Genomic DNA, 26717 nt, shown 5'->3' with positions numbered 1-26717 from the left:
GCGGTTCCTAATCACTGCTGGGATTGGTCAAGCGCGTGCGGGGATGGCTGTCCGGGGGTCGGCGGTTCGTCTGTGCCGATGCCGGTGAAAAGCAGGAGAATGACGATCAAGACGATTGCGGCGCCAGCGGTGATCAGAAGGTTGTTCTTCTTCATAGGCAGATCCCTCGCAAGAGCGTTCTCAACCCTCGGTGCAGAAAATAGTTCCCATGTCGGAAATGTCAGTCCGTTATCGACTGAATTTTTCGTCCGATCGGCGGGTCCGATCCGGCCAATGCGGGGAGGCTACGCTTGCGATGCTGGCGAGCCGCCCTTACGTCCCGCAGAAGGTCTGCAGCACCCGTTCTTCCGGCTTGGGCGGCTCCATATAGGCGGCGAATTCCGGCTGATCCTTGTAAGGCTTCGAAAGCACCGAGAGCAGCGCCTCGAACAGCGAGAAATCGCCGTTCTCGACCGCGGCCTCGATCGCCTGTTCGACCCGGTGATTGCGGGGGATGAAGGCTGGGTTGACGCTGCGCATGGTGATGGCGCGTTCGGCGGGTGTCTGCGGATCACGCGATAGTCTCTCGCGCCACTGCGCGAGCCAGGGACGGCAGGCCTCCGGCTCGCGGAAGCTGTCGGCAAAGGCTGGTTCTGCGGCGTCGTTGCCGGCAAGATCGGACAGCCGCCGGAACGCCAGGGTAAAATCGGCGCCCTGCGCCTGCATCAGCGACAGCAGCGCTTGGACGAGGTCGAGATCGCCGTCTTCGTCTCCGGCAAGGCCGATCTTGTCTCGCATGCCGGCCAGCCACGCAGCCTGGAACCGCTCGCCATAGGCCCGGATCACTGCATTCGCCTTGTCGACCGCCTTGTCCGGCTCGGCGTCGATCAGCGGCAACAGCGTTTCGCCGAGCCGCGCGAGGTTCCACTGGCCGATGGCCGGCTGATTGGCATAGGCATAACGGCCATGTTGGTCGATCGACGAGAAGACGGTCGCCGGATCATAGGCATCCATGAAGGCGCAGGGGCCGAAGTCGATCGTCTCGCCGGAAACCGTCATATTGTCCGTGTTCATCACGCCATGGATGAAGCCGACATGCAGCCAGCGGGCGATCAGCGCAGCCTGGCGCTCAGACACCGCCGAAAACAGCGCGAGATAGGGCTCCTCCGCCTGCTTCAGCGCGGGATAGTGCCGCTCGATCACATAGTCGGCGAGCGCCCGCACGCCGTCTGTATCGCCCCTTGCCGCGAAATACTGGAACGTTCCGACCCGGATATGACTTGCGGCGACCCGGGTGAAGACCGCGCCCGGCAGCACCTCTTCGCGATAGACCGGCTCGCCCGTCGTCACGGCTGCCAGTGCCCGCGTGGCGGGAATGCCGAGCGCGAACATCGCCTCGCTGATGATATATTCTCTGAGCACCGGCCCGATGGCCGCCCGCCCGTCGCCGCGCCGTGAAAAAGGCGTCGGTCCCGCACCCTTCAGCTGGATATCGAAACGCTGGCCGCTGCGGGCGACCACTTCGCCGAGCAGGATCGCCCGCCCGTCGCCGAGTTGCGGCGAGAAGCCGCCGAACTGATGCCCCGCATAGGCCATCGCCAGCGGTTCGGCCCCTTCGGGAACGAGATTGCCGGAAAAGATCGCCGCCCCGTCGCGGCGCAGCGCCTCGACGTCAAGCCCGAGCTCGGCGGCAAGCGGTTCGTTGAGCTTGATCAGCCAGGGTTCGGTCACCGGGGTCGGCGCTTGCGGCGCAAAGAAGCGCTCGGGCAAGCCGACATAGCTGTTGTCGAACGGAAAGGCCGCGCCGGACCTGATTTTCTGTGAGGTCGAGGTCATCATTCATAGGTAGGGCCGGGGTGGCCGCAGCGCAAGCCGCTCCCGTGAAGCCAGGTCTTCAGGCCCCGGGGCAAGCTTCCGTTCGTCAGGCGATGCCCGCCAGGACGATCAAGCCGACGAAGGCTCAAAGTGGGGGCAAGCATCACGGTGGCGTAGGACAGTAAAAGCTGCCGCGACGATGATCACCGCGCCGAAAAGCAGGCCGATATCGCGAGTAGCCCTGAACGGCGATCATGACCGCGACTGCTGTTTCGAGCGCGCCGGCCACACGGCGCCGCCACCTGGGGCAGTTCCAGTGAACGATGCTGTCTTGCGCCGCGCGCGTCCCGGTGGAGTTGAACACGAGGCCTTCCCGCATAGGCGATCGCTCGAGGAGGAGTGCCCCGCTCATGGTTCAATATAGGCGGCAAGTTCTTCAGGCGTTCCCTGCGGAAAGGCTGCTTCCAGATAGTCCAGAAACGCCGAGACCCGCGCGCTGAGTAGCCGCCGTGTCGGATAGAGTGCCCAAAGGCTGGTCTCAAACTCTTCCACTTCGCCCCAGCTGACTAACGTGCCGGCGGCCAGATCGGAGTTGGCCAGGGAGAGGGGTAGACGCGCTGCGCCCACACCGGCGCGAACGGCATCGCGAACCATGATCAACGACGAGAGGCTCAGAACCGGCTTGGTCGCCAGGCGCGACTTGCCCGCGGGCGTCGCGACCTCCCACGATTCGGCCTGCGTCATCGATCCCCGGATCACGGCAGGAACGGGCTCGCGGCCAACTGGACGCGGCAGGTTGGGGCTTGCCACCACGACCAACCTGTCACGCAGGAAAACGCGCCCGACGAGATTTTCATCCGACTGCGGATTCACGCGAATGACCAAGTCGTAGGCTTCTTCGATCATGTCGACGGCCCGGTCTTCCGTCGTGATCTCAAGCTGAATTTCGGGGTATTTCAGGACGAATCCCGCTGCGAGCTTTCCCAGCGCTGTCTGGGAAAACAGCAGCGGCGCACTAATCCGTAATCGTCCCCTGGGGCTATGCCCGCCCGAGGCGATCGCCTTCGCCGTTTCATCAAGCTCGGTCAGCAGCGCGCCAGTCCGTTCGAACAGAGCGCGCCCCTCCTCGGTGAGCTTCAGCGTGCGCGCACCTCGCTCGAACAGGCGCAGATCGAGATCTGCCTCCAGCTCCGCCACGCGTCGGGACAGCGTCGCCTTCGGACGGTTCGCCGCCCGTGCGGCCTTGCCGAATCCGCCATGGCGGGCGACGAGATTGAAATCGGCAAGCGCGAGCAGGTCCATGTGTTCCACCGGCGAGACACTGCGTCCAAATACAGCGTCTATCGGGAATAATTTGGATCATTAATTTGGAGGGTGTCAACTGAAACCAACCGGAGTGACCCCCATGACCATTCTCGTTACTGGCGCCACCGGCCGCGTCGGGCGCCATGTCGTCGACCAACTCGTCCAGCGCGGCGCAAAGGCGCGCGTACTGACCCGCGACGCTTCACGGGCCAATGTTCCGGCCGGCGTCGAAGTCGTCCAGGGCGATCTGCTAGACATCGATGCGGTGCGCAGCGCCTTCAACGGCGTAAGCACGCTGTTCCTTCTCAACGCCGTCACTGGCGACGAATTCACCCAGGCGATCATCACGCTCAATATCGCCCGCGAAGCGGGGATCGAGCGGGTGGTCTATCTTTCTGTGTTCGAAGCCGATCGCGCGGTGAACGTGCCGCATTTCGCCGTGAAATTCGGCGCCGAGCGCATGCTCGTAGAGATGGGCTTCAGCGCCACCGTCCTGCGCCCAACCTACTTCATCGACAATGAGCTGATGATCAAGGACGTGATCCTGAGTCACGGCGTCTATCCGATGCCGATCGGCAGCAAGGGCATCGCCATGGTGGATGCCCGCGACATCGCCGAGGTCGCCGCGATCGAGCTGATCCGTCGCGATACCGCGCCCGGCAAGCTGCCGATCGAGACCATCAACCTGGTCGGCCCCGACACGCTGGCGGGTACCGATGTGGCCAAGATCTGGTCGGACCTGCTGGGCCGCCCGATCATCTATGGTGGCGATGATCCAAGCGGGTTCGAGCGGAACGTGGCGAGCTTCATGCCGAAGTGGATGGCCTATGAAATGCGGCTGATGGCCGAGCGCTACCTCAGCGACGGCATGATCCCTGAAGCCGGCGACGTCCAGCGCCTGACCCAGATGCTGGGCCGCCCGCTGCACTCCTATCGCGACTTCGCGGCCGCGATTGCGACCGCCGCCTGAAGGCCGGGCACCCCGATCCGACGAGAAGGAGATCCATCATGATCTATTCAACCGCCACCGTGCCGGTGAACCGCCCCGGCGAAATTGAGTTAACCCGTGAGCAGGTCTGGAAGGGCCTGGAACGAAAGGCGCGTGACGCGCGCCTGTTCCTGCCTGCCGGCCTCTGCACGCGCTGCGATGTGATGGAGGAGAGCGCAACCCATTTCGTGCGTGAAGCCACCATCGGCGGCGCTGATCTGCGCGAGATCATCACGCTTGAGCCGCAGCGCAAGGTCACCTTCTTCCAGGCGATCGGTCCGCGCGAAGGCGTCATCATCAATGAGCTGTTCGAGGACGAGGCCGGCCAGCTTCAGCTCAAATTCTACTGCTACCTGGGCCTGCGCGACAAGCAGGCGGGTGGTCCCGAGGAGCAGGCCGAGCAGGCGCAGTTCGACAGCGACAAGGGCTACAAGGCCGCCCTGCAGTCGACGCTCAAGCGCACGCGCGAGCTGCTCGCCGACGGCGCGCTCTGAGCCCGCGCCACGGTTCATCTCAAGCCACAGACAAGGAGATATTCCATCACCGATGTCGGGTCCCCAATGCGGCAGCTTCGAGCTGCCGCATCGCTGCGCCGATGAAGCCGGTGCGCCTGCGGTCCTTGCGGAAAGGTCATACTAATATCCTGCGCTCGATACTTCCTCTTGGCGGGCATGAAAGGCCCCGTCACGAAGATCGCGCCGATGCAAGCAATCGTGATCCGCCTTTACCTCTCGTCAAAGCTGCTTTGCCATAAAGGACATAGCGCCGCCATGATCAGGGGCGTATAGCAGATCGTCTCCCTTGGCCATGCGCCATGTCATCCCCCGCGGCCTTGCTGCTTCCTCTGCTCCGCCGCGCCACCGCGAGTGATTCAGGAAGATGTCGGATCAGATTTACCAGGCGCCGACGGTTCCGCGCGCCGCGCCCAATTTCCGCATGATCGCGATGATCGTCGCGAGTGCGATGCTGATGGAAAATATCGACGCCACCGTGCTGGCGACCGCACTGCCCACCATGGCGCGCGATTTCGCCGTCACCGCACCGGCCATGTCGATCGCGCTGACTTCCTATCTCCTGAGCCTGGCGATCTTCATTCCCGCAAGCGGCCGAATGGCCGACAGCTTCGGCTCGCGCACCGTTTTCCGCGCCGCCATTGCAGTGTTCGTCATCGGCTCCATCCTCTGTGCGCTCGCGCCGACACTGCCCTTCCTGGTGCTGGCGCGGCTGTTGCAGGGCATGGGCGGCGCCATGATGATGCCGGTCGGCCGCCTGGTGCTGATGCGCAGCGTCGCTCGCAAGGATATGGTCAGCGCCATGTCCTGGCTGCTGGTGCCGGCGCTGATCGGCCCGATCGTCGGCCCGCCGCTCGGCGGCTTCATCGTCACCTATCTTGACTGGCGCTGGATCTTCTACATCAACGTGCCGATCGGCATTATCGGCATGATCTTCGTCTCGATCTATATTGATGAGGTGAAGGGCAAGGCGACCGGCCCCTTCGATACGCTCGGCTTCATCCTCTCCGGCATCTCGCTCGGCTCGCTGCTTTTCGGCTTCGAAATGTCGAGCCATGAAGGTGAGGGGGCCTTTTCGATCTTCCTGATCGCCGTGGGTCTCATCTTCGGCATCGCTTATCTCAAACATGCCCGCAGACATCCTTCGCCGATCATGGATTTCTCGCTGATGAAGGTGCCGAGCTTCGGTACCTCCGTTATCGCCGGCTCGCTGACGCGCATTACGCAGGGCGCCCAGCCCTTCTTGCTGCCGCTGCTGTTCCAGATCGGCTTCGGCCTATCGGCGGCCGCCGCCGGCCAGATCGTCATCGCCACCGCGCTGGGCGCGCTCGCCATGAAGCCGATGGCGAAGCTTGTCTTCAGCCGGCTCGGCTTCCGCAGAAGCCTCGTTCTCAACGGCATCCTCGGCACGGCCGGCTACGCCCTCTGCGCCGCCTTCAGGCCGGACTGGCCGATGCCGCTGATCTTCGTCGTCCTGGTGCTCAGCGCGTTTTTCCTATCGTTCCAGTTCACCGCCTACAACACCATTGCCTATGACGAGATCGAAAGGGAGCGGATGAGCTCGGCCACCAGCTTCTACACCACCTTCCAGCAGCTGATGCTGTCGCTCGGTATCTGTATCGGGGCCTTGGCGCTGCATGGCTCCATGGCCTTGTCAGGCACCGAAACGCCTGATCTCGGCGATTTCTCCACCGCCTTCCTCGTCGTCACCATCATCTCGATCACTGCAACCGTCTGGAACCTGCGCTTCTCGCCGGCTGCCGGCGAGGAGATCAGCGGCTATAAGGCGCGACGGACGAAAGGCGCCGCCGGAGCCTGACGCCGCCTTTCCTTCCTCAGATGTCGAGCAGCGGCCGCAGCCGCTGGCGTCGCGATGGCCGGCCTTCGCGCCGGTCCGCCTCGATCCCGTAGGCAATTGGTCCGTCGAGGCCGCCGAAGGCTGCAAGATCGATGTCTCGCAGCGCTACTTCTACCGCCGCTTCGGCCTCGGCGGGCCTACGCCATCGCGTGATCGCAAGCCACAGATCACGCCAGCCTCGCTCACGCCGCACCATCCCCACCATCCTCATCGTCCAGCCCTCCCTGCCGGTCTCACGCCGCCTGCGGCAGGCATGCCTCGCAGATAGCCGCGACATGGCGATGGTCGGTGCCGCAGCAACCGCCGAGCACGCGCAGCTCAGGCATGCGATCAAGAAGTTTGCGGTATCGCCGACCGAGATCGTCGGGATCGCCCGCGTCCAGCGTCTCGCTATTGTCCAGCTGCGCGTGACTCATGGTCGAGGCGTTGGCGCGGATGCCGAAGATACGCTTTGCCCAAGTGCTTGAAGGGTCGAGGGCGGATTCGAAATGCGTCGGGTGAGCGCAGTTGATCATGTAGTACGCCGCTGCTCCGCCGGTGGCCGCATCCGTGGTCTCGATCGCTTCCTGAATGCTTCGGCCCGTCACCAGCCTGCCGTCCGTCTCCAGCGTGAAGGAGATGGCGCAGGGCATGGCGAATGACTTTGCCGCACGCACCACGCCGATCGCCTCGTCGATATTCGTCAGCGTGAAGGCGCTCACCATATCCGCCTCGGTGCCGGCGAAGGTCTCGATCTGGAAGCCGTGATAGTCCTCCGCCTCGTGCGCGCTCATCATGCCCGCCTTGTAGCCATCTCCGCGCGGACCGATAGCGCCGCTGATGACGATCGGTTGCCCTGGCTGCTCATAGGCGTTGCGCAAGCCCGCAAGCAGCTCGACGGCTTGCTCATTCGCCGCATTCAATGCTTCGCTCGTATAGCCGAGCTTTCGCCCCCAGTCCGGGTTTGCCCGCCACGTGGCGGTGTCGAGCACGAAGCCGGTGCCGTGCTGCCGTGCGATATTGAGGTAAGGGCGATAGTAGTTCCGCGTGCGCTGCCGACCGTCTTCGGAGGCCAGCAGTACGAAAGAGGCGAAATGTGGAAGCGCGATGCCATCGTGGAAGATCATCGTTGTTTCCATGCCGCCATCGGTCAGGAAGGTGCCGCCTTTCAGCTGCGGCAAGTCATGTCTATACTTTGCCATTGTTGAAGTTTCTCCCGTCGCGGCGCCTGGACTGGCTGCCGTCGATGAGTGATGTTCTGCCGCTTAATCGGCTGCCAAACTAGACGACTTGAGGTATACTGGCGGCTGTTTCGGTTTTACCGGTTGGAAATCAACTGCTTGGCGAGGCCGATGCTGGCGCGGACGGATACGGGTCTGACCCTGCGGCGCTCGGAACTGTACCGCAGGTACAGGAGGGGATATGCGAAAGGGAGAGGAAACGCGCAGCCGCATCCTCGATGTGGCCGAAGCGGCAGTCTTGCAGAAGGGTTTTGGCGGGACCTCCATCGAGGAGCTGATCGCCGAAACCGGGATCACCAAGAGCGGCTTCTTCTATCACTTCAAGGATAAGAACGAGCTCGCCAAGGCGCTGCTCAACCGCTACATCGAAAACGACGAGCGCATCTACGACGAGATATTCGGCCGCGCGCGCGATCTGATGGACGATCCGCTGCAATCCTTCCTGCTCGGCCTGAAACTCCTTTCCGAGCTGCTTGCGGATCTGCCGAATGGCCATCCCGGCTGCCTGGTGGCGACCGTCTGCTATTATGAGCGGCTGTTCGACCGGGAGATCCAGGAGACAAACCGCAATGCGGTTCTTGCCTGGCGGCGGCGCTTCGGCCGCATGCTGCGCGAAATCATGGAAGTCTACCCGCCGCGCGAGCCCGTCAATGTCGACCAACTCGCCGATATGGTTTCCTCTGTGCTCGAAGGCGGTATCGTCCTCTCGAAGACGCTGAAGGAGCCGAACACTCTGGCCGAGCAGGTGCTGATGCTGCGGACCTTCGTGCGAATGCTCTTTTTGCCGGCTGTCGAGCCTCCCCTCCCGGCCGTCAGGCGGGGCCAAGCCTTTGGCGCGGCCGGCAGCGGTCAGCCTTAGCCGTCCATCTCAGCCGCCAGTTCGGCGAGCTTGCGCACTGTGTTGAGATTGCGAGACGTTCCGGGCTTCAATGCCGGCAGCTTCAGCTTCGAGCGGCCGGAGCCGTTGGGATAGTGCACATAGATTTCCCGGCCGGCGAGCTGCGCTTCCTCGCCGTCAGGCGCAACCATCTTTTCCAGCGCATCGCGGGGTACCGCTTCTGGCAGAAAGTAGACGAGCAGGAAATTCGGCTTGGCATCGGGAAAGGGCGCTTCGGCGGCAATTGCCTCAAGTTCCTTCCGGCTGCGCACCATCACGCCCGGCGGCTTGCCCATCTTCTTGCTGAGCGCCTCGTCGAGCTTTTCCTCGACTGCCTTTTCTTTCTCATCCGAGCGGAACAGCACATTGCCGCTCTGGATGTAGGTTTTCACGTCGTTAAAGCCGAGGCCCTCGCAGATCTCCTTGAGTTCAGCCATCGACAGTGAGCCGGTGCCGCCGACGTTAACGGCGCGGAGGAGGGCGATGTAGACGGGCATTTCTCTCTCCCTTGACCTTGTGCCGTGTGGCACGGCACGCCCTCAACGCTCACATCTTCCCCGCCACCTTGATGGCAAACGCGTACTCGAATGCAATCTCCTCCAACCGCTGGAACCGGCCGGAAGCGCCGCCATGGCCGGCATCCATGTTCGTCTTGAGCAGGATCGGCGCCTCGCCGGTCGTCCTGTCGCGCAGTTTCGCCACCCACTTGGCCGGCTCCCAATAGGTGACGCGCGGGTCCGTCAGGCCGCCGAGCGCCAGGATCGGCGGGTAGGCTTTGGCACCGACATTGTCATAGGGCGAATAGGCTGCGATCCGCTCGTATTCTTCCTTGCTTTCGATCGGATTGCCCCATTCCGGCCATTCCGGCGGAGTGAGCGGCAGGGTGTCGTCCAGCATGGTGTTGAGGACGTCGACGAAGGGAACGGCGGCGATGATGCCGGCGAACTTCTCCGGCGCCATATTGGCGACAGCGCCCATCAGCATTCCGCCGGCCGATCCGCCCTCGGCGATGATCTTCGCGTAAGATGTGAACTTCTGTTGATTCAGATAGTCGGCCGCGGCGACGAAGTCCTTGAAGCTGTTCGTCTTCTTTTCCATCTTGCCGTCCTCGTACCATGCAAAGCCCTTGTCCTTGCCGCCGCGGATATGGGCGATGGCATAGACGAAGCCGCGGTCGGCGAGCGACAGGCAGTTGGTGTTGAAGCCGGCCGGAATGGTGATGCCGTAGGCGCCATATCCATAGAGCAGGCATGGTGCCGAGCCGTCGAGCGGCGTATCCTTGCGGTAGAGCAGGGTGATCGGCACCGTCTCGCCGTCCCATGCCGGCGCGAAGACGCGGCGGGTGACATAGTCGCCGGGATTGTGGCCGGATGGCACTTCCTGCGTCTTCAAGAGCGTGCGCTCGCGCGTCACCATGTTGTAGTCGTAAAGTTGCGACGGGGTCGTCATCGAGGAATAGGAGAAGCGAATGACATCGGTGTCATATTCCGCCGCACCCGAAAGCCCCAGCGAATAGGCTTCCTCGGCAAAGGCGATCGCATGTTCCTCGCCGCTCGCCCGGTCGCGGATCATGATCTGCGGCAGCCCGTCCTTGCGCTCCAGCCACAGGAGGTGGCGGGCATAGGCCATGTGGCTGATGATCAGCGTGCCGGGCTTGTGAGCGACGACTTCGCGCCAGTTTTCCTTGCCCGGATTGTTCACCGGCGCTTCCATGATCTTGAAATCCTTGGCGCCGCCGTCATTGGTGAGAATGTAGAAGACGTCGCCCCCCTCGGTCAGCGAATATTCGATGCCTTCCTCGCGCGCCGCCACCAGCTTCGGCTCGGCCATGAGGTCTTTGGTCGACAGCAGCCGGTATTCGCTGGTCTCGTGGTCGTGAATGTCGATATAGATGAAGTCGTCGAGCAGCGAGCCGCCGACGCCCATGAAGAAGCCGGCATCGACTTCCTCATAGACCAGCCGGTCTTCCGACTGCGGCCGGCCGACAATGTGGTGAAAGATTTTCGATGGCCGGTGATTCTCATCGAGCGCCGAATAAAAGAAGCTCTTGCCGTCCGGCGCCCAGACGCCGCCGCCGCCGGTGTTTTCGATTCGGTCCTCGAGGTCTTCCCCGGTCGCGAGGTCGCGCACCTTCAGCGTGAAGAACTCCGATCCCTTGTCGTCATAGCCCCAGATGCCGCGGCTGTGGTCGCTCGAATGGTCGAGGCCGGCGAGGCGGAAATAGGCCTTGCCTGATGCCTCCTTGTCGCCGTCGATGAGCACGGTGCGGATCGTCTCGTCGGCGACGTCGCCGTCGCGGGGAATGCGGAAATAGCGCGGCTGCTCGCCGCCGGTCACGTAGGATGTGCCATAGGCATAGGCGCCGTCCTTCACCGGCACCGAGCTGTCATCTTCCTTGATGCGGCCGCGCATTTCGGCAAACAGTGCCTTCTGGAGCGGCTTGGTGTCCTCCATCGCCGCATTCATATAGGCGTTTTCGGCTTCCAGATGCCGGCGGATCTCGGGGTCGAGGATCGACGGATCCTTGAACATTGCTTGCCAGTTGTCGGCGCGCAGCCACGCATAGTCGTCCGTGCGGGTAATGCCGTGGCGCGTATCGGAAACGGGCTTCTTCGGTGCGGCGGGCGGTGTCGGCAGGCTCTTGAAAACGGACAAGGAATTGGCTCCGGTGGGAAGGTCGGGTTGGCAAGAGATAGAGGCGCGCCGCTGCCGGATCAAGCGGCAAGGCTGCGCCAAGGGGGTGCGGACGACCATTCACCGGCGAGGGCCAGCTCCGCCCGGCTTGCCTTGATGTCACCACAATATTTAAGAAAGTCCGCTATCTCAGAGCGAAATTTGCACGTGCCCAGCCCTCCGGCAAGCTGCCGCTGGCCGCATGAAGACTGTACAATAGCAAGGAAATTTCTCCGCAATGCCGAAACGTCTGCTCCTGCTTGTATCCCTGGCCAGCTTGGCTGCTCCCGCTTTTGCCGTCGATCCCGCAATCAAGAAGCAACTGGAAAAACTCGACCCCGCGACCCGCCTGGAACAGAGCTGCGATACTGAGGCGATGAGCCGCATCACGAAGGACAGCGCCGGCTTCAAGCCCGATAAGGTGATCGCCTATACGTTCAAGGATCCGATCGCCGGCGACAATTCCCTGCATGCGCCGGGCGCGGTCTTCCGCAGCAAGGGGGACTGGTACCATCTCTCCTTCACCTGCATCACCGGCCCGCAGCATATCACTGTGCGCCAGCTCGACTACCAGATCGGCGAGAAGGTGCCGCGCGATAAGTGGGGCAAATATTATCTCTACGATTGATGCTGTTGCATGTGTTCGGGCGAGTGCGGTGACATCCGGCCGCATGGCGTATGCAAAAGCAGCCGCTAAAGTCGATGGACTCGAATTGTAGAAGCCCCGATATGAACCGCATCCTTTTCGCTTCGGCGTTCCTTCTGGCCGCCATGCCGGCTGCTGCATCTGCGGACCAGTTGCCGTTAGTGCCGCCGGCCGCGGCCACTCCGGCACCGGCTGCTCCGCCGCCGAAGCCGCCGGCCGTAAAGCTCGTCGAGCCGCATCTGCATATCGCCCGTTCCAACATACAAGGCCATGCCCGCATCGCGCTGACTTTCGATGCCTGCATGGGGCAGGCGGACGAACGCATCCTTTCGACGCTGGTGCGCGAGCGCATTCCCTCGACGATCTTCGTCACAGCCCGCTGGCTGAAGCGCAACCCGCAGGCCCTTGCAGTCCTCCTGCAGAATCCCGATCTCTTCGAGCTCGAAAACCACGGCCTGAACCATATTCCGGCCGTCGACAGGCCGACGCTGATTTATGGCATTGCCTCGGCCGGCTCGCCGCAGGCGGTGCGGCGGGAGGTCGAAGGCGGCGCCGCCGCCATGATTGCGGCCGGCATTCCCGCACCGCACTTGTTCCGCGGTTCCACAGCCGAGTACGATCTGTCCGCGATCGGCGAGATCCGCGCCATGGGCTACCGCATCGCGGGTTACTCCGTGAACGGCGACGGCGGCTCGCTGCTCGGCGCCGCTATCACCGAAAAGCGCATCGCCTCCGCCAGGGACGGCGATGTCGTCATCTCCCACATCAATCAGCCGACCCATGCGGCGGGCGAGGGAGTGGCGAAGGCGCTGGTCGATCTCAAGGCCAAAGGCGTGCAGTTCGTCCGCCTCGACGAGGTCGAGGATACCGGCGACGACAAGACAACGGAGTAGATCTACGGCTGAAGCTGTGCCGGGGGTATCATGGCACAGCAGCCAATGCGAAACCTCTATCTCAACTCATCCCCGATGCCCAACCTATCCTCGCCAAACCGCCGTATCCCCGGCCCCTCCCGGTCGAGCGCGAAATCTTCGAACCACTCGCGGTGGATCCCTGCAATCATCGCCCCGATCATCTGGGCGGCGAGATAGGAGAAGGTGATGCCGTTGCCGCCATAGCCATGGGCGGCGAACACGTGCGGCATTCCGGGCAGGGGTCCGATCAGCGGCAGGCCGTCGGCAGTTTCGCCGAAGGTTCCGGCCCAGGCGTGCGCGACGCGGGTATCGGCTTTCGGCCATAGCCGCTTCAATTTCTCCTGGATGGCGCTGATCTTGGCCGGCAGCTTTCGATCCCGCGCTGCGGCGTCGGTCGTAACGTCGTCCTCGCCGCCGGCGACGATGCGATTGTCAGCAGTCGTGTGCATGTAGAGGTGTGGATGGTTGTCCTCCCAGATCAGCGCCCTGTCGCGCCAGAACGTGGCGGGATCCTGCGGCACGGTGGCGAATGCCCAGCTCGAACTCGTGCGGTGCAGCTTCGGCATGTCGAGGCCCGGCATCGAATAGCCTGTCGCCAGCACGACATGCTGCGCCTCTATGACATAGGGGCCGTCCGTCTCGGCTGTGACGCAATCGCCCTCGCTGTGCAGCGCGGTCACGGAGGCGCCCATCAGTTGTGCCCCGCGCCGGATGGCCATCGCAATCAGAGCCCAGGTGAGCAGCAGCGGATCGGCCTCCGCCGAACCAGGCGAATAGATTGCCCCATCCCGGTCGAGCTCGAATTGCGTGAAGAGATCGGGATGCTCGAGATAGACGCCGGGCAGGCCGGCCCGCCGGCGAAGCAGGCGCTCTTCCCTTAGGTCGCGGGCGCCTTCCAGATTGCAGGCGAGATAAAGCGTGTTGCGCGGCCGGAAGCCGCAGGCGATTCCCTTCGCAGCGATCAGCTTCGAAAGGCCGGCGACGGCAGCGGCACTGCGGCGGTAAATTCCAGCCGCCCGTTCGAAGCCGTAATAAGCGTCGAGTTCCGTGAGCGTGCTGTCGATTTCCCATCGCAGCATTGCGGTGCTGGCGACGGTGCCGCCGAAGCCCGGCGCCTCGCGGTCGATGATAGCAACGGAGAAGCCGCGCGCCGTCAGGTGATCTGCGATTAGCGCGCCGGTGATACCGCCACCGATCACCGCGACATCTGTGGAAAGGCTCCCGGCCATCGGCCGCCATTGCGGACGTATGGCACTTTTTCTCCAAAGCGAACGGCCGCTGACCACCTGGTCATGATCGGATTCGTCGAGATGGAGATCGGACGCCACGGATGTCTCCTCGCTTGATCACTTAGGCAATTGCGGCTGCGGCCTTTCCTCGATCAGCAATTCCTCGATGATGGTCATGGCGATCAGTGACAGCGGCAGCGCCAGCATGGCGCCGACGGCGCCCCACATCCAGGTCCAGAACAGGATGGCGAGGAAGACGACAAACGGGTTGATTTCCAGCCGCCGCCCCATCACCGCCGGGAAGATGAGGTTCTCCATGACGAGGTGCACGGTGAAAAAGGCCGCGGCCGGTATCAGGCCGACAATGAAGCCGTCATAGGTGATGATGCCCGCGATGGCGACGGATAACGTCATCAGTGTGATGCCGAGATAGGGAATGAAGCTCGATACGAAGGCGAAGAAGCCCCAGAGCACCGGCGCCGACAACCCGCTTGCATAGGCGATGACCGTCATCACTACGCCAAGCCCGACATAGATCAGCGAGGCTGTGGCGAAGTAGAAGCCGAGCACCTGCTCGACGGCATTGATGATGCGGATCGCGGCCAGCCTCTGCGGGCGGGTGCGGAAGGTCATGATGATCGTCTTGCGCAGATTGACCCGGCTGGCGAGGAAGAGGAGCAGTGCGGCGAAGAAGATCAGCCCTTGTATCAGCGCCGGTGTCAGGCTTGTTGTCACCAGATGCAGTACGCTGCCGGTGTTTTCGAGCAGGGCGCCGATCGACATCGGCCCGCTTTCGAAGGTCGCCGGCGTGATGTGCAGCCATTCGATGCGCTCCAGGTAAGGCATGATCCGGCTTATCGTCCTTTCGACGAAAGCCGGGGCTTCATTGGCAAGCGTCGTTAGCGGATCGGCAAGCGAGCTGACCAGCAGGACGATGACCAAAGCGACTCCGCTTGACAGAAGGAAAGCGATTGCGAGCCTGGGCACACCCATTTTGCTCAGATTCTCGGCGGCGATGCCGAGGATCATTCCGACGACCACGGCAAGGGTGATCGGAATGAGGATCAGCGACATCATGTAGACGGCGGCAAGGCCGAGGATGCCGAAGATCCCGATGATCGCCCAGGCCATGCTGATATCGAGCCCGTCCTTTTCCAGTCGATGCACTGGCGGGGACGGCAGTTCCTCCGCTGCCTCCTGCAACGACTTGGCCCAGGCGCTGGTTTGGCGTTCGCCGATGGCGATCTTCTTTGCGTGCTTGCGGATGCCGTTGGCGATGCCCATTCCGTGAGGTTCCCGAAGCCCCATTGCTTCGCCACAAGAACGCGCTGATGCGGTTCCGGTTCCGCCGGCTCATGGCGCCGTCGGGGGTCCGCCTGCAGGCAGGTTGGTTGATCGCGGAGGCGTCCGCCCTTTCGTCGATAACCGTGCCGAATTGATCCTGCGCCGGAACAACCTCGCAGTCGCTGGCGTTCGACGTCAGAAGGAGATAGCCCATGATTGCAGATCCCGATCAGACGAAAACCACGCAGACCTATTCGACCGATCCTCCCTATGAGGACGAGACGAGGCTCAAAGCCGCCGATCAGCGGCGGTGGCGGGTTTGGACTGTCCTTGTGGCGGGCGCGGCCGTTCTCGTCATTGCCGGCGTGAGCGCTGCGATCTGGCCCGATCCCAGCAACAATGATCCGACGGCGACAGCTTCGACCAAGCCGGATCCGATCAATGCGCAGCCGTCCGGCCCTGGGGCCTTCAACGATGATCCGGTCTCCGGCCCCGCACGGCCGCCCGAAGCGACGGACCGCTCGCCAACGCCGCCCGGAAGCGGCGGCTGAACGACGCAGCCGGGACAGAGAAGGTCAATAGCCTTCCAAGGCTCAGGCCGAAAGCGTCAGGCCGATGCCCCAGGGATCCCGGAGAAAGACGCCGCCATCGCGCTTCTCGCTCTTTACTTCCAGCGCGTCGAGCCTGGAGACCGCTGCATCAAGCGCCGCCTTGTCGTTGAAACGGATCCGGTAGTCAGAAAGCCCGGTCATGTTGTCGGTGCGGGCGGTGGCACCTCGGCTATTCCAGATATTGGCAGCCAGATGGTGGTGGTAGCCGCCTGTCGCAAAGAAGCTTGCGCCGGGATAACGGGCCATCAGCTTGAGGCCGAGCACGTCGCGGTAGAAGGCGTCGGCTTGGGGAATATCGCCGACCTGCAGGTGCAGATGGCCGATCGCCGTTCCCTCAGCCATGCCTTCCCATCGATCGTCGGGCGCGCTGTTGTAAAGCGCCTGCAGGTCGAGGCGCTGCGTCGCCATCTCCACCATGCCGTCCTGGTGAAACTTCCATTCCTCGTGCGGCCGGTCGGCATAGATCTCGATGCCGTTGCCTTCGGGGTCGGAAAGATAGATCGCCTCGCTGACGAGATGGTCTGAGGCGCCGTCGAGCGCGACGTTGTTGTGAGCGGCATGGCGCAGCCAGCGCGCCAGTTCGTTGCGGTTGGGCATCAGGAAAGCGGTGTGGAAAAGGCCGGCGGCATTGCGCGGCGCGGTCGCGGCATTCCCAGCCGTCGTCAGCGTCAGCAGCGGCAGAGCGCCGACCCCGAGCACCTCGCCGCTCGCCGTCTCCTCGATGACCTTCAGGCCGAGCATCGACTGATAGAAGCCGGAAACCAGTCCGAGGTCGGTGACGACGAGATGTGCCTGGTCGATATAAGCAGGCCGCGTCAGCGCATAGGATGTTTCTTCTGTCATTAATTGCTCTCCTGCCTCTGCAGTTAAGGGCGTACCGGCGGTGGCGGCAACCATGCCGCCCGTAGCAAACCCGAGGAAGCGTCGCCGGTTCATTCGCCTGATCTCCTCGGTTGCCGTACTTAACCCCTATATGGCCTATCTCGATTGTTCACAGAAGGCTCGTTTTTGAGGATGAAGCGTTGAGCAGGCGTTGACGATGACCTGCGCCCGCTTGATCGGGATCAACGCGCCCATATCTTCATAGGAGCAAGCTTGTGCATCTCAGTCATGGAGGGAAGCCATGTACAGGAAGATCATCGTGGCGATCGCGCTCAGCAGTCTCAACAGGGGAGAAAACATTCTCCGCAAGGCCGCGTCGCTGCTCGACGCGGGCGGCGAGATCATCGCGCTGAACGTCGTCGAGGATGTGCCGACCTACGTCGCGATCGAATTGCCGGCCAATATGCTCGAGGACGCCATGAAGGACGGCCGCGACAAGCTGGAAGCGCTGGTCGCTGCAACCGGGGTCGCGGCAACGATTGACATCCGCAGCGGACCGCCGGCCAAGGCCATCATCGCGGCCGCCGAAAGCCACCACGCTGACCTGATCATCCTCGCCTCGCATATTCCGGACTTCTCCAACTACTTTATCGGTGCCACGGCCGACCGTGTCGTGCGTCACGCCAAGTGCTCCGTCCTGGTCGAGCGGCAGAAGATCTGAATTTGTGCCGCTCCATTGTCGAGTGATCTTTCGCGCCGCTGAGGAGCAGACCTCGTGCGGTCTGTCACGAAGATTTACCGCCGACCCGATGTGCCGCGGTTGCGCCTCCGTCCGTTCGGTGCCACCATCGAGGTCGGGTAAGAAACGGATTGGCGCGCATGGCCGAGTTCAACGGCATTCGCTGGGCTTACGACAGATATGAGCTGATCGCCGACGGCATCGTTCACGGCGTCGGTCTCGTTCTGGCGCTGATCGGCGCCACCGTTCTGATCTTCTACGCCACGGTCTGGAGCTCCCACGGCGCGCTCGCCGCCGCCTGGATCTATGGTGTCGGACTGGTGCTGACGCTTGCCATCTCCTTTTCCTACAATGTCTGGCCGGTCTCGCGCACCAAATGGTTCCTGCGCCGCTTCGATCATTCGGCGATCTTCATCCTGATCGCCGCCACCTATACGCCATTCCTCGAACGCGGCGCCGACGATCCGCTGCTCCTCTTCATGCTGGTGGCGATATGGCTGTTCGCTGCTGTCGGCATCGTGCTGAAATGCGCCTTTCCCGGACGTTACGACCGTCTCGCCATCCTACTTTATCTCGCCATGGGCTGGAGCGGCGTGCTGGTGGCGGGGCCTGTCGCCGCGCGCATTCCCTCAGCTTCTATGCTGCTGATCGTCATTGGCGGCGTCATCTATTCGCTCGGCGTCATCTTCCATGTCTGGGAGAAGCTGCGCTTCCAGAACGCCATCTGGCACGGTTTTGTCGTCATTGCCGCGGCCGTGCATTATTCAGCCGTCTTCACCTGTTTCAGCCTGCCAATGCCAGGCTTCTGAGCTGCGGCCGAGGCTATCCAGCAAGCCGTCCCTTCTGTCGCACCCGGCGTTTACATCTTCTGAACTGCGGCGTATGCCAACCGTCGCAATCACTCCGAACCGGGCCACCATGACAGACGCCGTCCTTCTCCGCGACGCCACCGAAGCCGATCTTCCCAATATCCGGGATATCTACAATCATGCCGTCGAGCACACGACGGCGATCTGGAATGAGACGCTCGTCGATCTCGAAAACCGACGGGAATGGCTGAACGCGCGCAGGGCGCGCGGCTTTCCGGTGATCGTCGCCGAGATCTCGGGCGCGGTCGCGGGCTACGCCTCATATGGCGACTGGCGCGCCTTCGAGGGGTATCGCCACACGGTCGAACATTCCGTCTATGTCGACAAGGACCGTCGCGGCGCCGGCATCGGCGAGGCCCTGATGCGCGAGCTGATCACGCGTGCCGCGGCCGCCAATGTCCATGTGATGATCGCAGGCATTGAGGCCGACAACGTGGCCTCGATCCGGCTGCACGAAAAGCTCGGCTTCCGCGTCGTCGGCAGGTTTTCAGAGGTCGGCACAAAGTTTGGCCGCTGGCTGGATCTGACCTGCATGGAACTCCGTCTGCCCGGGCGGACGGATTGACCGGTCAAATCCTTCGTGAACGGCGCTCGCCATCTTTTTATTGCAGCCTGAGCTGTGTAGAAAAGTGGAAGGCAGCCTGCTTCGAAATGAAGCCTGAAGGGTCATGGAGGTGAATAGTACAATGGCAACGCATCGATCGCCGCTCGGCCTCCTTGCCTTTCTTCTTCTCGCTTCTGCTCCAATCCCCACGCGCGCCGCCGATTGCGGGAGCACGGCCTCGCCAAAGCTCGACTGGCAGGAATGCTCGAAGAAAAACCTGATGTTGCAGGGCAGTGATCTCGAAGGCGCCAATCTCGCCGGCACGGATTTTTCGCTGACCGATCTCGCCGGCGCCAACGTCAAGTCCGCCAACCTCGAAAAGGCGACGCTGGTGCGCGCCTCGCTCGAGGGTGCACATGCTGAAGGCGCCAATTTCGCCAAGATCGAAGCCTATCGCTCCAGCTTCGCCAATGTTGCTGCGGACGGCGCCTCCTTTGCCGGCGCCGAACTGCAACGCGCCAATTTCGCCGGGGCCCGGCTTACCGGCGCGAGTTTCGAAAAGGCAGAGCTCGGCCGCGCCGATTTCGACAAGGCGGTACTGACGGGGGTGAAATTCTCTTTCGCCAATCTCTCCCGCGTTGATCTCTCCAAGGCCACCTTCGAAGGCCCGCCGACGTTCGACCGCGCCTTCATGTTCCTGACCCGCATCGAAGGCCTTGACCTCTCGTCTGCCGCCGGGCTCGAACAGGCGCAGATCGACTTGGCTTGCGGCGATGCCTCGACCAAGCTGCCGTCCGGCCTCTCGACGCCGGCCACCTGGCCATGTCCCGCCGAGCATGAGTGATTGCTCGGGCCTTCGCGGCAATGCCCGCGGTTGAAAAGCCTATGGCAGCAATGCCTGGCTGGCCGAATATTGCTAGTGCAGTTTGAACTCGCCCATTACGCGGCGCCATTCGTTCGGTCCGATCAGCCGCTGGTGGGTGTAGCGAACAGAATGCAGCGGGCCGTCGAGCGTGGACTGCCAGAAATCGAGGAACTTGTGCATTTCCGGAAAGTCCGGGGCAAGATCGTAATCCTGCCAGACGTAGGTTTGCAGCACGGATTCAAAATCAGGAATGTGGTAGAGGATATGCGCAGTGGTCAGCCCATAGCCGTTCAGCTGACGGTCCAGATCTGATGAAAATTGCATGCTTCATCTCCGTTCATGACGCTCGAAAGGTGGCGCAAAATTTTGCGGCCATCAACGGATTTCTGAACGCGGCTGCCATGTTTATTGTTCCTTTCCAGGATGTTAGCAGCCGCGCCGGGTGAGTGCTAATTTTTTCGTGGCGCCCTCTTGAAATTGAAAAATCGCAAAACCAGATCATTCGCGCAAAACGCTCGACAGAGGTTTGCACCCGCCCGGACTGGTCATCCGGTCCGGCCAGGGGAACAACATCGTTATTGTTTGTCCATTGGAGGAAAACATGTCGTTCCGACCGCTTCATGACCGCATTCTCGTCCGTCGCGTCGATTCCGAGGAAAAGACCAAGGGCGGCATCATCATTCCCGACACCGCCAAGGAAAAGCCGCAGGAAGGCGAGGTTATCGCCGTCGGCCCCGGCGCACGCAACGATGCCGGCCAGATTCAGGCGCTCGACGTCAAGGTCGGCGACCGCATCCTGTTCGGCAAGTGGTCCGGCACGGAGATCAAGATCAACGGCGAAGACCTGCTGATCATGAAGGAAAGCGATGTCATGGGCATCATCGAAGCCCAGGCCGCCGAAAAGATCGCCGCCTAAGGCGATGTCCGCGCATTAGTCAAAAAGCTGCCTATTGAAGGAGTGACAGAATGGCTGCGAAAGAAGTCAAGTTTCATAGCGATGCCCGTGAACGCATGCTGCGTGGGGTCGATGTGCTGGCCAATGCAGTGAAGGTGACGCTCGGCCCGAAAGGCCGAAACGTCGTGATCGACAAGTCCTTTGGGGCGCCGCGCATCACCAAGGACGGCGTTTCCGTCGCCAAGGAAATCGAACTCGAAGACAAGTTCGAGAACATGGGCGCTCAGATGCTGCGAGAAGTTGCATCGAAGACGAACGATCTCGCTGGCGACGGCACCACGACTGCCACGGTGCTCGCCCAGGCAATCGTCAAGGAGGGCGCCAAGGCGGTCGCCTCCGGCATGAACCCGATGGACCTGAAGCGCGGCATCGATCTCGCCGTCGAGGCTGTCGTCAAGGAACTGAAGAACAACGCCCGCAAGATCTCCAACAATTCCGAAATCGCTCAAGTCGGCACCATTTCCGCCAATGGTGATTCCGAGATCGGTCGTTACCTGGCGGAAGCCATGGAAAAGGTCGGCAACGAAGGCGTCATCACCGTTGAGGAGGCCAAGACCGCCGAAACCGAACTCGAAGTCGTCGAAGGCATGCAGTTCGACCGCGGTTATCTGAGTCCCTATTTCGTCACCAACCAGGACAAGATGCGGGTCGAACTGGAGGATCCATATATCCTCATTCACGAGAAAAAGCTGTCGAATCTGCAGTCGATGCTACCGGTTCTCGAGGCCGTCGTTCAATCCGGCAAACCGCTCCTCATCATCGCTGAAGACGTCGAAGGCGAAGCCCTCGCAACGCTTGTCGTCAACAAGCTGCGTGGCGGCCTGAAGATCGCTGCCGTCAAGGCGCCCGGCTTCGGCGACCGCCGCAAGGCCATGCTCGAAGACATCGCCATCCTGACCGGCGGCACCGTCATCTCCGAAGATCTCGGTATCAAGCTCGAGAATGTGACGCTCAATATGCTCGGCCGCGCCAAGAAGGTGGCGATCGAAAAGGAAAACACGACCATCATCGACGGCGCCGGTTCGAAGACGGAGCTCGATGGTCGCACCGCTCAGATCCGCGCCCAGATCGAGGAAACAACTTCCGATTACGACCGCGAGAAGCTGCAGGAACGTCTCGCCAAGCTCGCCGGTGGTGTTGCCGTCATCCGGGTCGGCGGCTCGACAGAGGTCGAGGTGAAGGAAAAGAAGGATCGCGTCGACGACGCGCTGCATGCCACCCGTGCAGCGGTCGAGGAAGGCATTCTGCCGGGCGGCGGCGTCGCCCTTCTGCGCGCGGTCAAGGCGCTCGACGCTGTCAAGACCGCCAATGACGACCAGCGCGTCGGCGTCGACATCGTCCGTCGCGCGATCGAGGCCCCCGTTCGCCAGATCGCCGAAAACGCCGGCGCGGAAGGTTCGATCATCGTCGGTAAGCTGCGGGAGAAGAGCGAATTCTCCTATGGCTGGAACGCTCAGACCGGCGAATATGGGGATCTCTATGCGCAGGGCGTCATCGATCCGGCCAAGGTGGTGCGCACCGCACTTCAGGACGCTGCCTCCGTTGCCGGGCTGCTGGTGACGACGGAAGCCATGATTGCCGAGAAGCCCAAGAAGGAAGCCGCTCCGGCCATGCCCGCCGGCGCCGGTATGGACTTCTAACGCGATCGCTCGGCCCGCTCTGCCCCCGGGGCGGGCCTCTCTACGCACTATCGAATGAACCAAGTTCCATCGGTCGACATCAATGGAGCCAAGCAATGAGAAAGGAAAGCATCAGTAATTCCATACAGCAGAATGGCCTGGCTGCGATCAGCGCGGCGCATCTGCTTCAACCGGCGAAGCACTTCAGTCACCCGCGCGATGTGCTCGCGGCCGACGACATCAACAATGACGAGAAGCGGGCCATTCTCGCTTCATGGGCATCCGATATCTTCGCGATCGAATCCGCACCTGCTCTTCGCCTTTATCCCGGCGCTGAAAGTGCCGTTTCCTATGACGAGATTCTTGACGCGCTGAAGACCTTGGACAAGGGCGATCGGCTACCTGGAAGCCAGGCTTCGTCCGATTCCCCGAGTGGCCGAAAAACCCGTCGGCGAAAACTGCCGGCACGCCTGCTTCCGGCGCTTAGCATGTGCAGCTACTGGAAAGGGGGACGGCGCCGACAGCTATTCGAAACCTGACCCTCTATCTGACCTGCCGCGCATGCCCCCTGAGGATGCAGGCATGATTTTTACCGACGACTCTTTGCTCAACTGAGGAGGTTTTGCCGATGAAGATCGCCCAGATTGCACCGCTCGCCGAGAGCGTTCCGCCAAAGCTTTACGGGGGAACGGAGCGAATCGTTTCATATCTAACGGAAGAACTCGTCGCACAGGGACACGAGGTGACGCTCTTTGCCAGCGGCGATTCCGTCACCCGTGCGACACTCGTGTCGTGTGCGGACGTCGCCTTGCGGCTCAATCCGGCGGTGAGGGAACATCTGCCGCACCAGGTCGTGATGCTGGAGGAGATCCGCCAGCGGGCGCATGAGTTCGACGTGCTACATTTCCACATCGATCTCCTGCATTTTCCGCTGATCCGCGATTTCGCCGACCGTACGGTTACCACGCTGCACGGGCGCCTCGATCTGCCGGATCTCAAGCCGTTCTACACGACGTTCCCTGATATACCGCTGGTGTCGATTTCCAATGATCAGCGCCGCCCGATGCCACCGGTCGATTGGCGCGGAACGGTCTATCATGGTCTGCCGGCCGATCTTCTTCCCTTCACCGAGAGACCAAAGGGCAACTACCTTGCCTTCCTTGGCCGTATTTCTCCGGAAAAGCGCCCCGACCGCGCCATCCAGATCGCGGCAAAGGTCGGAATGCCGCTGAAGATTGCCGCAAAGATCGATAACGCCGACAAGGCGTATTGGGAAAACGTAATCGAGCCAATGATAAAGAGCCATTCGCATGTGGAATTCATCGGCGAGATCAATGAACTTGAGAAGGCTGACTTCCTTGGAAATGCAGGCGCACTGCTCTTCCCGATCGATTGGCCGGAGCCCTTCGGGCTGGTGATGATCGAGGCCATGGCCTGCGGCACGCCGGTCATCGCTTTCGGCTGTGGCTCGGTTCCAGAGGTCATTGAAAATGGCGTCTCCGGCATCCTGGTCGACAGCGTCACTGAGGCGGCCGAAAACGTCGAATGGGCGCTCCGCCTCGATCGACGCAAAGTGCGGGCCGCGTTTGAAAAGCGCTTCACCGCACAACGAATGGCGTGGGATTATCTCGACATTTACCGCAACCTGCCGGGCGTTCGCACCAAAGCCGCGCCCATCCGCCGGTCGAATGGTCAAGCGCTGGACCTGCAGGCTGTCGCCTGAGTCAAGGAGGAGACATGTCGAACGCGTCTGCGGACAGCAACCCCGCCACAGCATTCTCAGGCCTGGCGGCGCCGGTCGCTCAGTTCTTCATTCCGGCCGCCGCATCGCTGCAGGAGCGCCGGCCGCGCACCCTGAAGCACGGTGATACATTCGCCGTCTTCGACCATAATGGCGACGCTCTTTCCGGTCCCGGCAGTCCGGAAGGTCTTTTCCACCGGGACACCCGCTATCTCTCTCATCTTTTCCTGACGATCAACGGACAACGGCCGATGCTGCTGTCGTCGACATTGCGGGATGACAACGCCACGCTGACCTGCGATCTGACCAATCCTGATCAATTCGATGACAACGGAAGACTGGTTCTGGGGCATGACCTCATTCATCTGCGCCGGTCGCGCTTTCTGTGGAATGCCTGTTGTTATGAACGGCTGGCCGTGAGGAATTATGACGACCGTCGGCAATATGTCCGGATCCAGATCGCCTTCGAGGCCGATTTCGCCGACCTTTTCGAAGTCCGCGGCACCGCAAGGGCAAAAAGAGGGCGCCACCTTCCTGCCGTCATGGAGCAGGATCGCGTCCTGCTTGCCTATATTGGCCTGGACGAGCGAAAGCGGACGACGCGCCTCTCCTTCATGCCCGAACCCGCCGAAATTCGGAACGATCTTGTCACCTATGATCTCGATCTTGAGCCGCACGAGACCAAATCGCTCTTCATCCAGATCGGCTGCGATCAGGCCTCCGCGGACCGACTGAGCCGCCTTTCCTTCTTCCTGGCCCTGCGGGACGCCCGCCGTGCGTTACGCGCCTCTTCTTCGCGCGCGGCGTCGATCGCAACATCCAATGAGGTCTTCAACGAGGTCGCTCGGCGCAGCATCTCCGACCTATACATGCTGATCACCGACAAGGCGGAAGGCTCCTATCCCTATGCCGGTGTTCCCTGGTTCAGCGCCGTCTTCGGCCGTGACGCCCTGATCACGGCGCTTCAGACACTTTGGCTCGATCCGGAGATTGCGCGCGGGGTTCTCGGTCACCTGGCAGCCAATCAGGCGACGAAAGTCGATCCCGCCTCGGACGCCGAGCCGGGCAAGATCCTGCACGAGGTGCGTTGCGGCGAAATGGCCGAACTTGGCGAGGTTCCATTCCGGCGTTATTACGGGAGCATCGACTCGACGCCGCTGTTCGTGATGCTGGCCGGCGATTATCTTAAACGAACCGGTGATCTTACGACCATCGACCGTCTGCTGCCGCATATCGAAGCGGCGCTGACGTGGATCGACGAACATGGGGATCGCGATGGCGACGGCTTCGTCGAATACGGACGGCTGACGGAAGAAGGACTGATCAATCAGGCGTGGAAGGATAGCCACGACTCGGTCTTCCATGCCGATGGTACATTGGCCCGAGGCCCGATCGCGATCGCCGAAGTCCAGGCCTATGTCTACGGCGCTTGGCAAAGTGCTGCTGAAATCTTCCGGCGAAGGGGCAAGCCGGAACGCGCGGCGAGCTTTCTCGCGCGTGCGGAGGGACTGCGCCGCGCCTTTGACGTGAGCTTCTTCGATGAGGAGCTGGGCACCTATGTGCTGGCCCTCGACGGCGATAAACGGCCCTGCAGGGTCCGCTCCTCTAATGCGGGCCATGCTCTGTTCACCGGTATTGCATATCCTGAACGCGTCGCACAGGTGACCCGCACCCTGATGAGTGCCCCGTCTTTCTGTGGCTGGGGCATCCGGACCATTCCCTCGACCGAAGCACGTTACAATCCCATGAGCTACCACAATGGCTCGATCTGGCCACATGACAATGCCCTGATCGCCAGTGGCCTTGCCCGCTATGGCTATCGGGCCGAGGCCGCGCAGATCTTCGAGGGCCTGTTTGCCGCTGCGACCTATATCGACCTGCGGCGGCTTCCCGAACTCCTCTGCGGCCTGCCACGTCAGCGCGCGCGGGGACCGACCTCTTATCCGGTCGCCTGCTCGCCGCAAGCATGGGCGGCAGCAGCCCCTTTGTCGCTGCTGCAATCCTGCCTCGGCCTCGACTTCGATCCGAATAGCTTGCAGATCAGCTTCAGCGTGCCGCGGCTTCCTTCTTTCCTCGATGAGGTGATCTTGCGCCGTCTGCTGATCGGCAATGGCTCGGTTGACGTGGCCATCCGCCGGTCGAGACACCAGGTCGTGGTCGACGTGATCAATCGCCAGGGCGATGTCCGCGTGCTCACCACGGCCTAGTGAAGGACGGTCTAGGGAGGGCGGGTCTCCCGCCTTTCCTAATCCGGTTCCTCTTCATCGAACCTCAGCAGATCAACAAGCGCGGCAACCCTGCCTGTCGGCAAATGCCGGCCTTCACCCATCAGGGCCTCGTCATTGTTGGCCCACGCAAATGCTTCGGCAAGCTCGGCCTGCGTTGCACCTGTCGCGATGATCTCGGCCACCAGCGTTTTGTCGGCGGGCCCGAGGACGGCGACGACCTCGGCTGAAGTCATTGTCATAGCCATTAACTCGCTCAAGTTTCGCCGAGATATGGTAGCGCCTCCGAAAAATTCAATTTTTTGGTTGAGAAGTTCCATCCTCTTGAAATGGTAAGCTACTGAATTATATAATTATTGTCGATCGCCAAAGTGGGATTGACGCACGGTCCAGGAGACGCCGGTCGCTCTTGGCGTCTCCTTGTATC

28 protein-coding genes are annotated in these 26717 nt (G+C 62.0%); 16 read left to right on the top strand and 12 right to left on the bottom strand.

Annotation, left to right across the window (positions count from 1 at the left end):
• Positions 1 to 11: 11 nt before the first annotated feature.
• From FFR93_RS40855 to FFR93_RS13450, 3 genes are all read right to left on the bottom strand, one after another.
• Positions 12 to 155 (bottom strand): hypothetical protein, encoded by a 144-nt coding sequence (locus FFR93_RS40855; RefSeq protein WP_156665736.1) that lies wholly within the window; start codon positions 153 to 155, stop codon positions 12 to 14.
• A 157-nt stretch (positions 156 to 312) separates the two neighbouring features.
• Positions 313 to 1815 (bottom strand): protein adenylyltransferase SelO, encoded by a 1503-nt coding sequence (locus FFR93_RS13455; protein WP_138393919.1) that lies wholly within the window; start codon positions 1813 to 1815, stop codon positions 313 to 315.
• A gap of 387 nt (positions 1816 to 2202) precedes the next feature.
• The gene (locus FFR93_RS13450) at positions 2203 to 3096 is read right to left on the bottom strand and encodes a LysR substrate-binding domain-containing protein (protein ID WP_138393583.1); all 894 of its coding nucleotides are present in this window, start codon (positions 3094 to 3096) and stop codon (positions 2203 to 2205) included.
• Between the two features lie 103 nt (positions 3097 to 3199).
• Between FFR93_RS13450 and FFR93_RS13445 the strand changes: the two genes are divergently transcribed.
• From FFR93_RS13445 to FFR93_RS13435, 3 genes are all read left to right on the top strand, one after another.
• Entirely contained in the window at positions 3200 to 4069 is an 870-nt protein-coding gene (locus FFR93_RS13445) for an NmrA family NAD(P)-binding protein (RefSeq protein ID WP_138393582.1), read from the top strand.
• A gap of 38 nt (positions 4070 to 4107) precedes the next feature.
• The gene (locus FFR93_RS13440) at positions 4108 to 4581 is read left to right on the top strand and encodes an SRPBCC family protein (protein ID WP_138393581.1); all 474 of its coding nucleotides are present in this window, start codon (positions 4108 to 4110) and stop codon (positions 4579 to 4581) included.
• 385 nt (positions 4582 to 4966) lie between these two features.
• A complete protein-coding gene (locus FFR93_RS13435) occupies positions 4967 to 6418 on the top strand; it encodes an MFS transporter (RefSeq protein WP_138393580.1) in 1452 nt (483 codons plus the stop codon).
• A gap of 16 nt (positions 6419 to 6434) precedes the next feature.
• Here the strand turns inward: FFR93_RS13435 and FFR93_RS13430 are convergent, their stop codons facing one another.
• Positions 6435 to 6668, bottom strand: coding sequence for a hypothetical protein (locus FFR93_RS13430; protein ID WP_138393579.1), 234 nt, complete (start codon positions 6666 to 6668; stop codon positions 6435 to 6437).
• Between the two features lie 22 nt (positions 6669 to 6690).
• Positions 6691 to 7638, bottom strand: coding sequence for a homocysteine S-methyltransferase family protein (locus tag FFR93_RS13425; RefSeq protein WP_138393578.1), 948 nt, complete (start codon positions 7636 to 7638; stop codon positions 6691 to 6693).
• Positions 7639 to 7858: 220 nt separating this feature from the next.
• Here FFR93_RS13425 and FFR93_RS13420 point away from each other — a divergent pair, with 220 nt between their 5' ends.
• Positions 7859 to 8536: a TetR/AcrR family transcriptional regulator gene (locus tag FFR93_RS13420; protein WP_064706614.1), complete on the top strand. Its 678-nt coding sequence runs from the start codon at positions 7859 to 7861 to the stop codon at positions 8534 to 8536.
• On the opposite strand, the gene FFR93_RS13415 is transcribed toward FFR93_RS13420, so the two are convergent.
• Both FFR93_RS13415 and FFR93_RS13410 read right to left on the bottom strand, forming a co-directional pair.
• Positions 8533 to 9051: a DUF1697 domain-containing protein gene (locus tag FFR93_RS13415; RefSeq protein WP_064706615.1), complete on the bottom strand. Its 519-nt coding sequence runs from the start codon at positions 9049 to 9051 to the stop codon at positions 8533 to 8535. The two genes, FFR93_RS13420 and FFR93_RS13415, sit on opposite strands and share 4 nt — an antisense overlap.
• Positions 9052 to 9100: 49 nt before the next feature.
• Complete coding sequence (locus FFR93_RS13410; RefSeq protein ID WP_138393577.1) at positions 9101 to 11209, bottom strand: S9 family peptidase; 2109 nt, start codon at positions 11207 to 11209, stop codon at positions 9101 to 9103.
• A gap of 256 nt (positions 11210 to 11465) precedes the next feature.
• On the opposite strand from FFR93_RS13410, the gene FFR93_RS13405 reads away from it, so the two are divergent.
• Positions 11466 to 11855, top strand: a complete 390-nt coding sequence (locus FFR93_RS13405; protein ID WP_138393576.1) for a DUF930 domain-containing protein — start codon at positions 11466 to 11468, stop codon at positions 11853 to 11855.
• A 101-nt stretch (positions 11856 to 11956) separates the two neighbouring features.
• The gene (locus FFR93_RS13400) at positions 11957 to 12766 is read left to right on the top strand and encodes a polysaccharide deacetylase family protein (RefSeq protein WP_138393575.1); all 810 of its coding nucleotides are present in this window, start codon (positions 11957 to 11959) and stop codon (positions 12764 to 12766) included.
• A gap of 56 nt (positions 12767 to 12822) precedes the next feature.
• Here FFR93_RS13400 and FFR93_RS13395 read toward each other — a convergent pair whose 3' ends face one another.
• Both FFR93_RS13395 and FFR93_RS13390 read right to left on the bottom strand, forming a co-directional pair.
• Positions 12823 to 14115: an FAD-dependent oxidoreductase gene (locus FFR93_RS13395; protein ID WP_138393574.1), complete on the bottom strand. Its 1293-nt coding sequence runs from the start codon at positions 14113 to 14115 to the stop codon at positions 12823 to 12825.
• 18 nt (positions 14116 to 14133) lie between these two features.
• Positions 14134 to 15300 (bottom strand): AI-2E family transporter, encoded by a 1167-nt coding sequence (locus FFR93_RS13390; RefSeq protein ID WP_064707046.1) that lies wholly within the window; start codon positions 15298 to 15300, stop codon positions 14134 to 14136.
• Positions 15301 to 15512: 212 nt separating this feature from the next.
• Between FFR93_RS13390 and FFR93_RS13385 the strand changes: the two genes are divergently transcribed.
• A complete protein-coding gene (locus FFR93_RS13385; protein ID WP_064706620.1) occupies positions 15513 to 15851 on the top strand; it encodes a hypothetical protein in 339 nt (112 codons plus the stop codon).
• A gap of 42 nt (positions 15852 to 15893) precedes the next feature.
• Here FFR93_RS13385 and FFR93_RS13380 read toward each other — a convergent pair whose 3' ends face one another.
• Positions 15894 to 16754 (bottom strand): VOC family protein, encoded by an 861-nt coding sequence (locus FFR93_RS13380; protein ID WP_138393573.1) that lies wholly within the window; start codon positions 16752 to 16754, stop codon positions 15894 to 15896.
• Positions 16755 to 17034: 280 nt separating this feature from the next.
• Here FFR93_RS13380 and FFR93_RS13375 point away from each other — a divergent pair, with 280 nt between their 5' ends.
• The 4 genes from FFR93_RS13375 (at position 17035) to FFR93_RS13360 (ending at position 19729) form a co-directional block, all read left to right on the top strand.
• A complete protein-coding gene (locus tag FFR93_RS13375; protein ID WP_138393572.1) occupies positions 17035 to 17454 on the top strand; it encodes a universal stress protein in 420 nt (139 codons plus the stop codon).
• 158 nt (positions 17455 to 17612) lie between these two features.
• Positions 17613 to 18281, top strand: a complete 669-nt coding sequence (locus FFR93_RS13370; RefSeq protein WP_064706623.1) for a hemolysin III family protein — start codon at positions 17613 to 17615, stop codon at positions 18279 to 18281.
• 109 nt (positions 18282 to 18390) lie between these two features.
• The gene (locus FFR93_RS13365; RefSeq protein WP_138393571.1) at positions 18391 to 18906 is read left to right on the top strand and encodes a GNAT family N-acetyltransferase; all 516 of its coding nucleotides are present in this window, start codon (positions 18391 to 18393) and stop codon (positions 18904 to 18906) included.
• Between the two features lie 121 nt (positions 18907 to 19027).
• A complete protein-coding gene (locus FFR93_RS13360; RefSeq protein ID WP_064706624.1) occupies positions 19028 to 19729 on the top strand; it encodes a pentapeptide repeat-containing protein in 702 nt (233 codons plus the stop codon).
• 72 nt (positions 19730 to 19801) lie between these two features.
• On the opposite strand, the gene FFR93_RS13355 is transcribed toward FFR93_RS13360, so the two are convergent.
• Positions 19802 to 20074 carry an usg protein gene (locus FFR93_RS13355; RefSeq protein ID WP_064706625.1) on the bottom strand — a complete coding sequence of 91 codons (273 nt, stop codon included), beginning with the start codon at positions 20072 to 20074 and terminating at the stop codon, positions 19802 to 19804.
• A 277-nt stretch (positions 20075 to 20351) separates the two neighbouring features.
• Here FFR93_RS13355 and groES point away from each other — a divergent pair, with 277 nt between their 5' ends.
• The 5 genes from groES to FFR93_RS13330 all read left to right on the top strand — a co-directional run bounded on the left by groES (position 20352) and on the right by FFR93_RS13330 (position 26272).
• Entirely contained in the window at positions 20352 to 20666 is a 315-nt protein-coding gene (groES, locus tag FFR93_RS13350; RefSeq protein WP_064706626.1) for a co-chaperone GroES, read from the top strand.
• Between the two features lie 50 nt (positions 20667 to 20716).
• Positions 20717 to 22345 (top strand): chaperonin GroEL, encoded by a 1629-nt coding sequence (gene groL / locus FFR93_RS13345; RefSeq protein ID WP_064706627.1) that lies wholly within the window; start codon positions 20717 to 20719, stop codon positions 22343 to 22345.
• Between the two features lie 95 nt (positions 22346 to 22440).
• On the top strand, positions 22441 to 22863 hold the full coding sequence (locus tag FFR93_RS13340; protein ID WP_064711062.1) for a hypothetical protein: 423 nt from the start codon (positions 22441 to 22443) through the stop codon (positions 22861 to 22863).
• Between the two features lie 89 nt (positions 22864 to 22952).
• Positions 22953 to 24047 carry a glycosyltransferase family 4 protein gene (locus tag FFR93_RS13335; protein ID WP_138393570.1) on the top strand — a complete coding sequence of 365 codons (1095 nt, stop codon included), beginning with the start codon at positions 22953 to 22955 and terminating at the stop codon, positions 24045 to 24047.
• A gap of 14 nt (positions 24048 to 24061) precedes the next feature.
• Positions 24062 to 26272, top strand: a complete 2211-nt coding sequence (locus FFR93_RS13330; protein WP_138393569.1) for an amylo-alpha-1,6-glucosidase — start codon at positions 24062 to 24064, stop codon at positions 26270 to 26272.
• Between the two features lie 38 nt (positions 26273 to 26310).
• Here FFR93_RS13330 and FFR93_RS13325 read toward each other — a convergent pair whose 3' ends face one another.
• Complete coding sequence (locus tag FFR93_RS13325; RefSeq protein WP_138393568.1) at positions 26311 to 26532, bottom strand: hypothetical protein; 222 nt, start codon at positions 26530 to 26532, stop codon at positions 26311 to 26313.
• Between the last annotated feature and the right edge of the window lie 185 nt (positions 26533 to 26717).

This window comes from Rhizobium sp. MHM7A (genome assembly GCF_005862215.1).
Taxonomy (GTDB): domain Bacteria; phylum Pseudomonadota; class Alphaproteobacteria; order Rhizobiales; family Rhizobiaceae; genus Rhizobium; species Rhizobium bangladeshense.
Note: the sequence above shows the minus strand (reverse complement) of the source record. Positions and strands in the feature narration are given on the sequence as shown.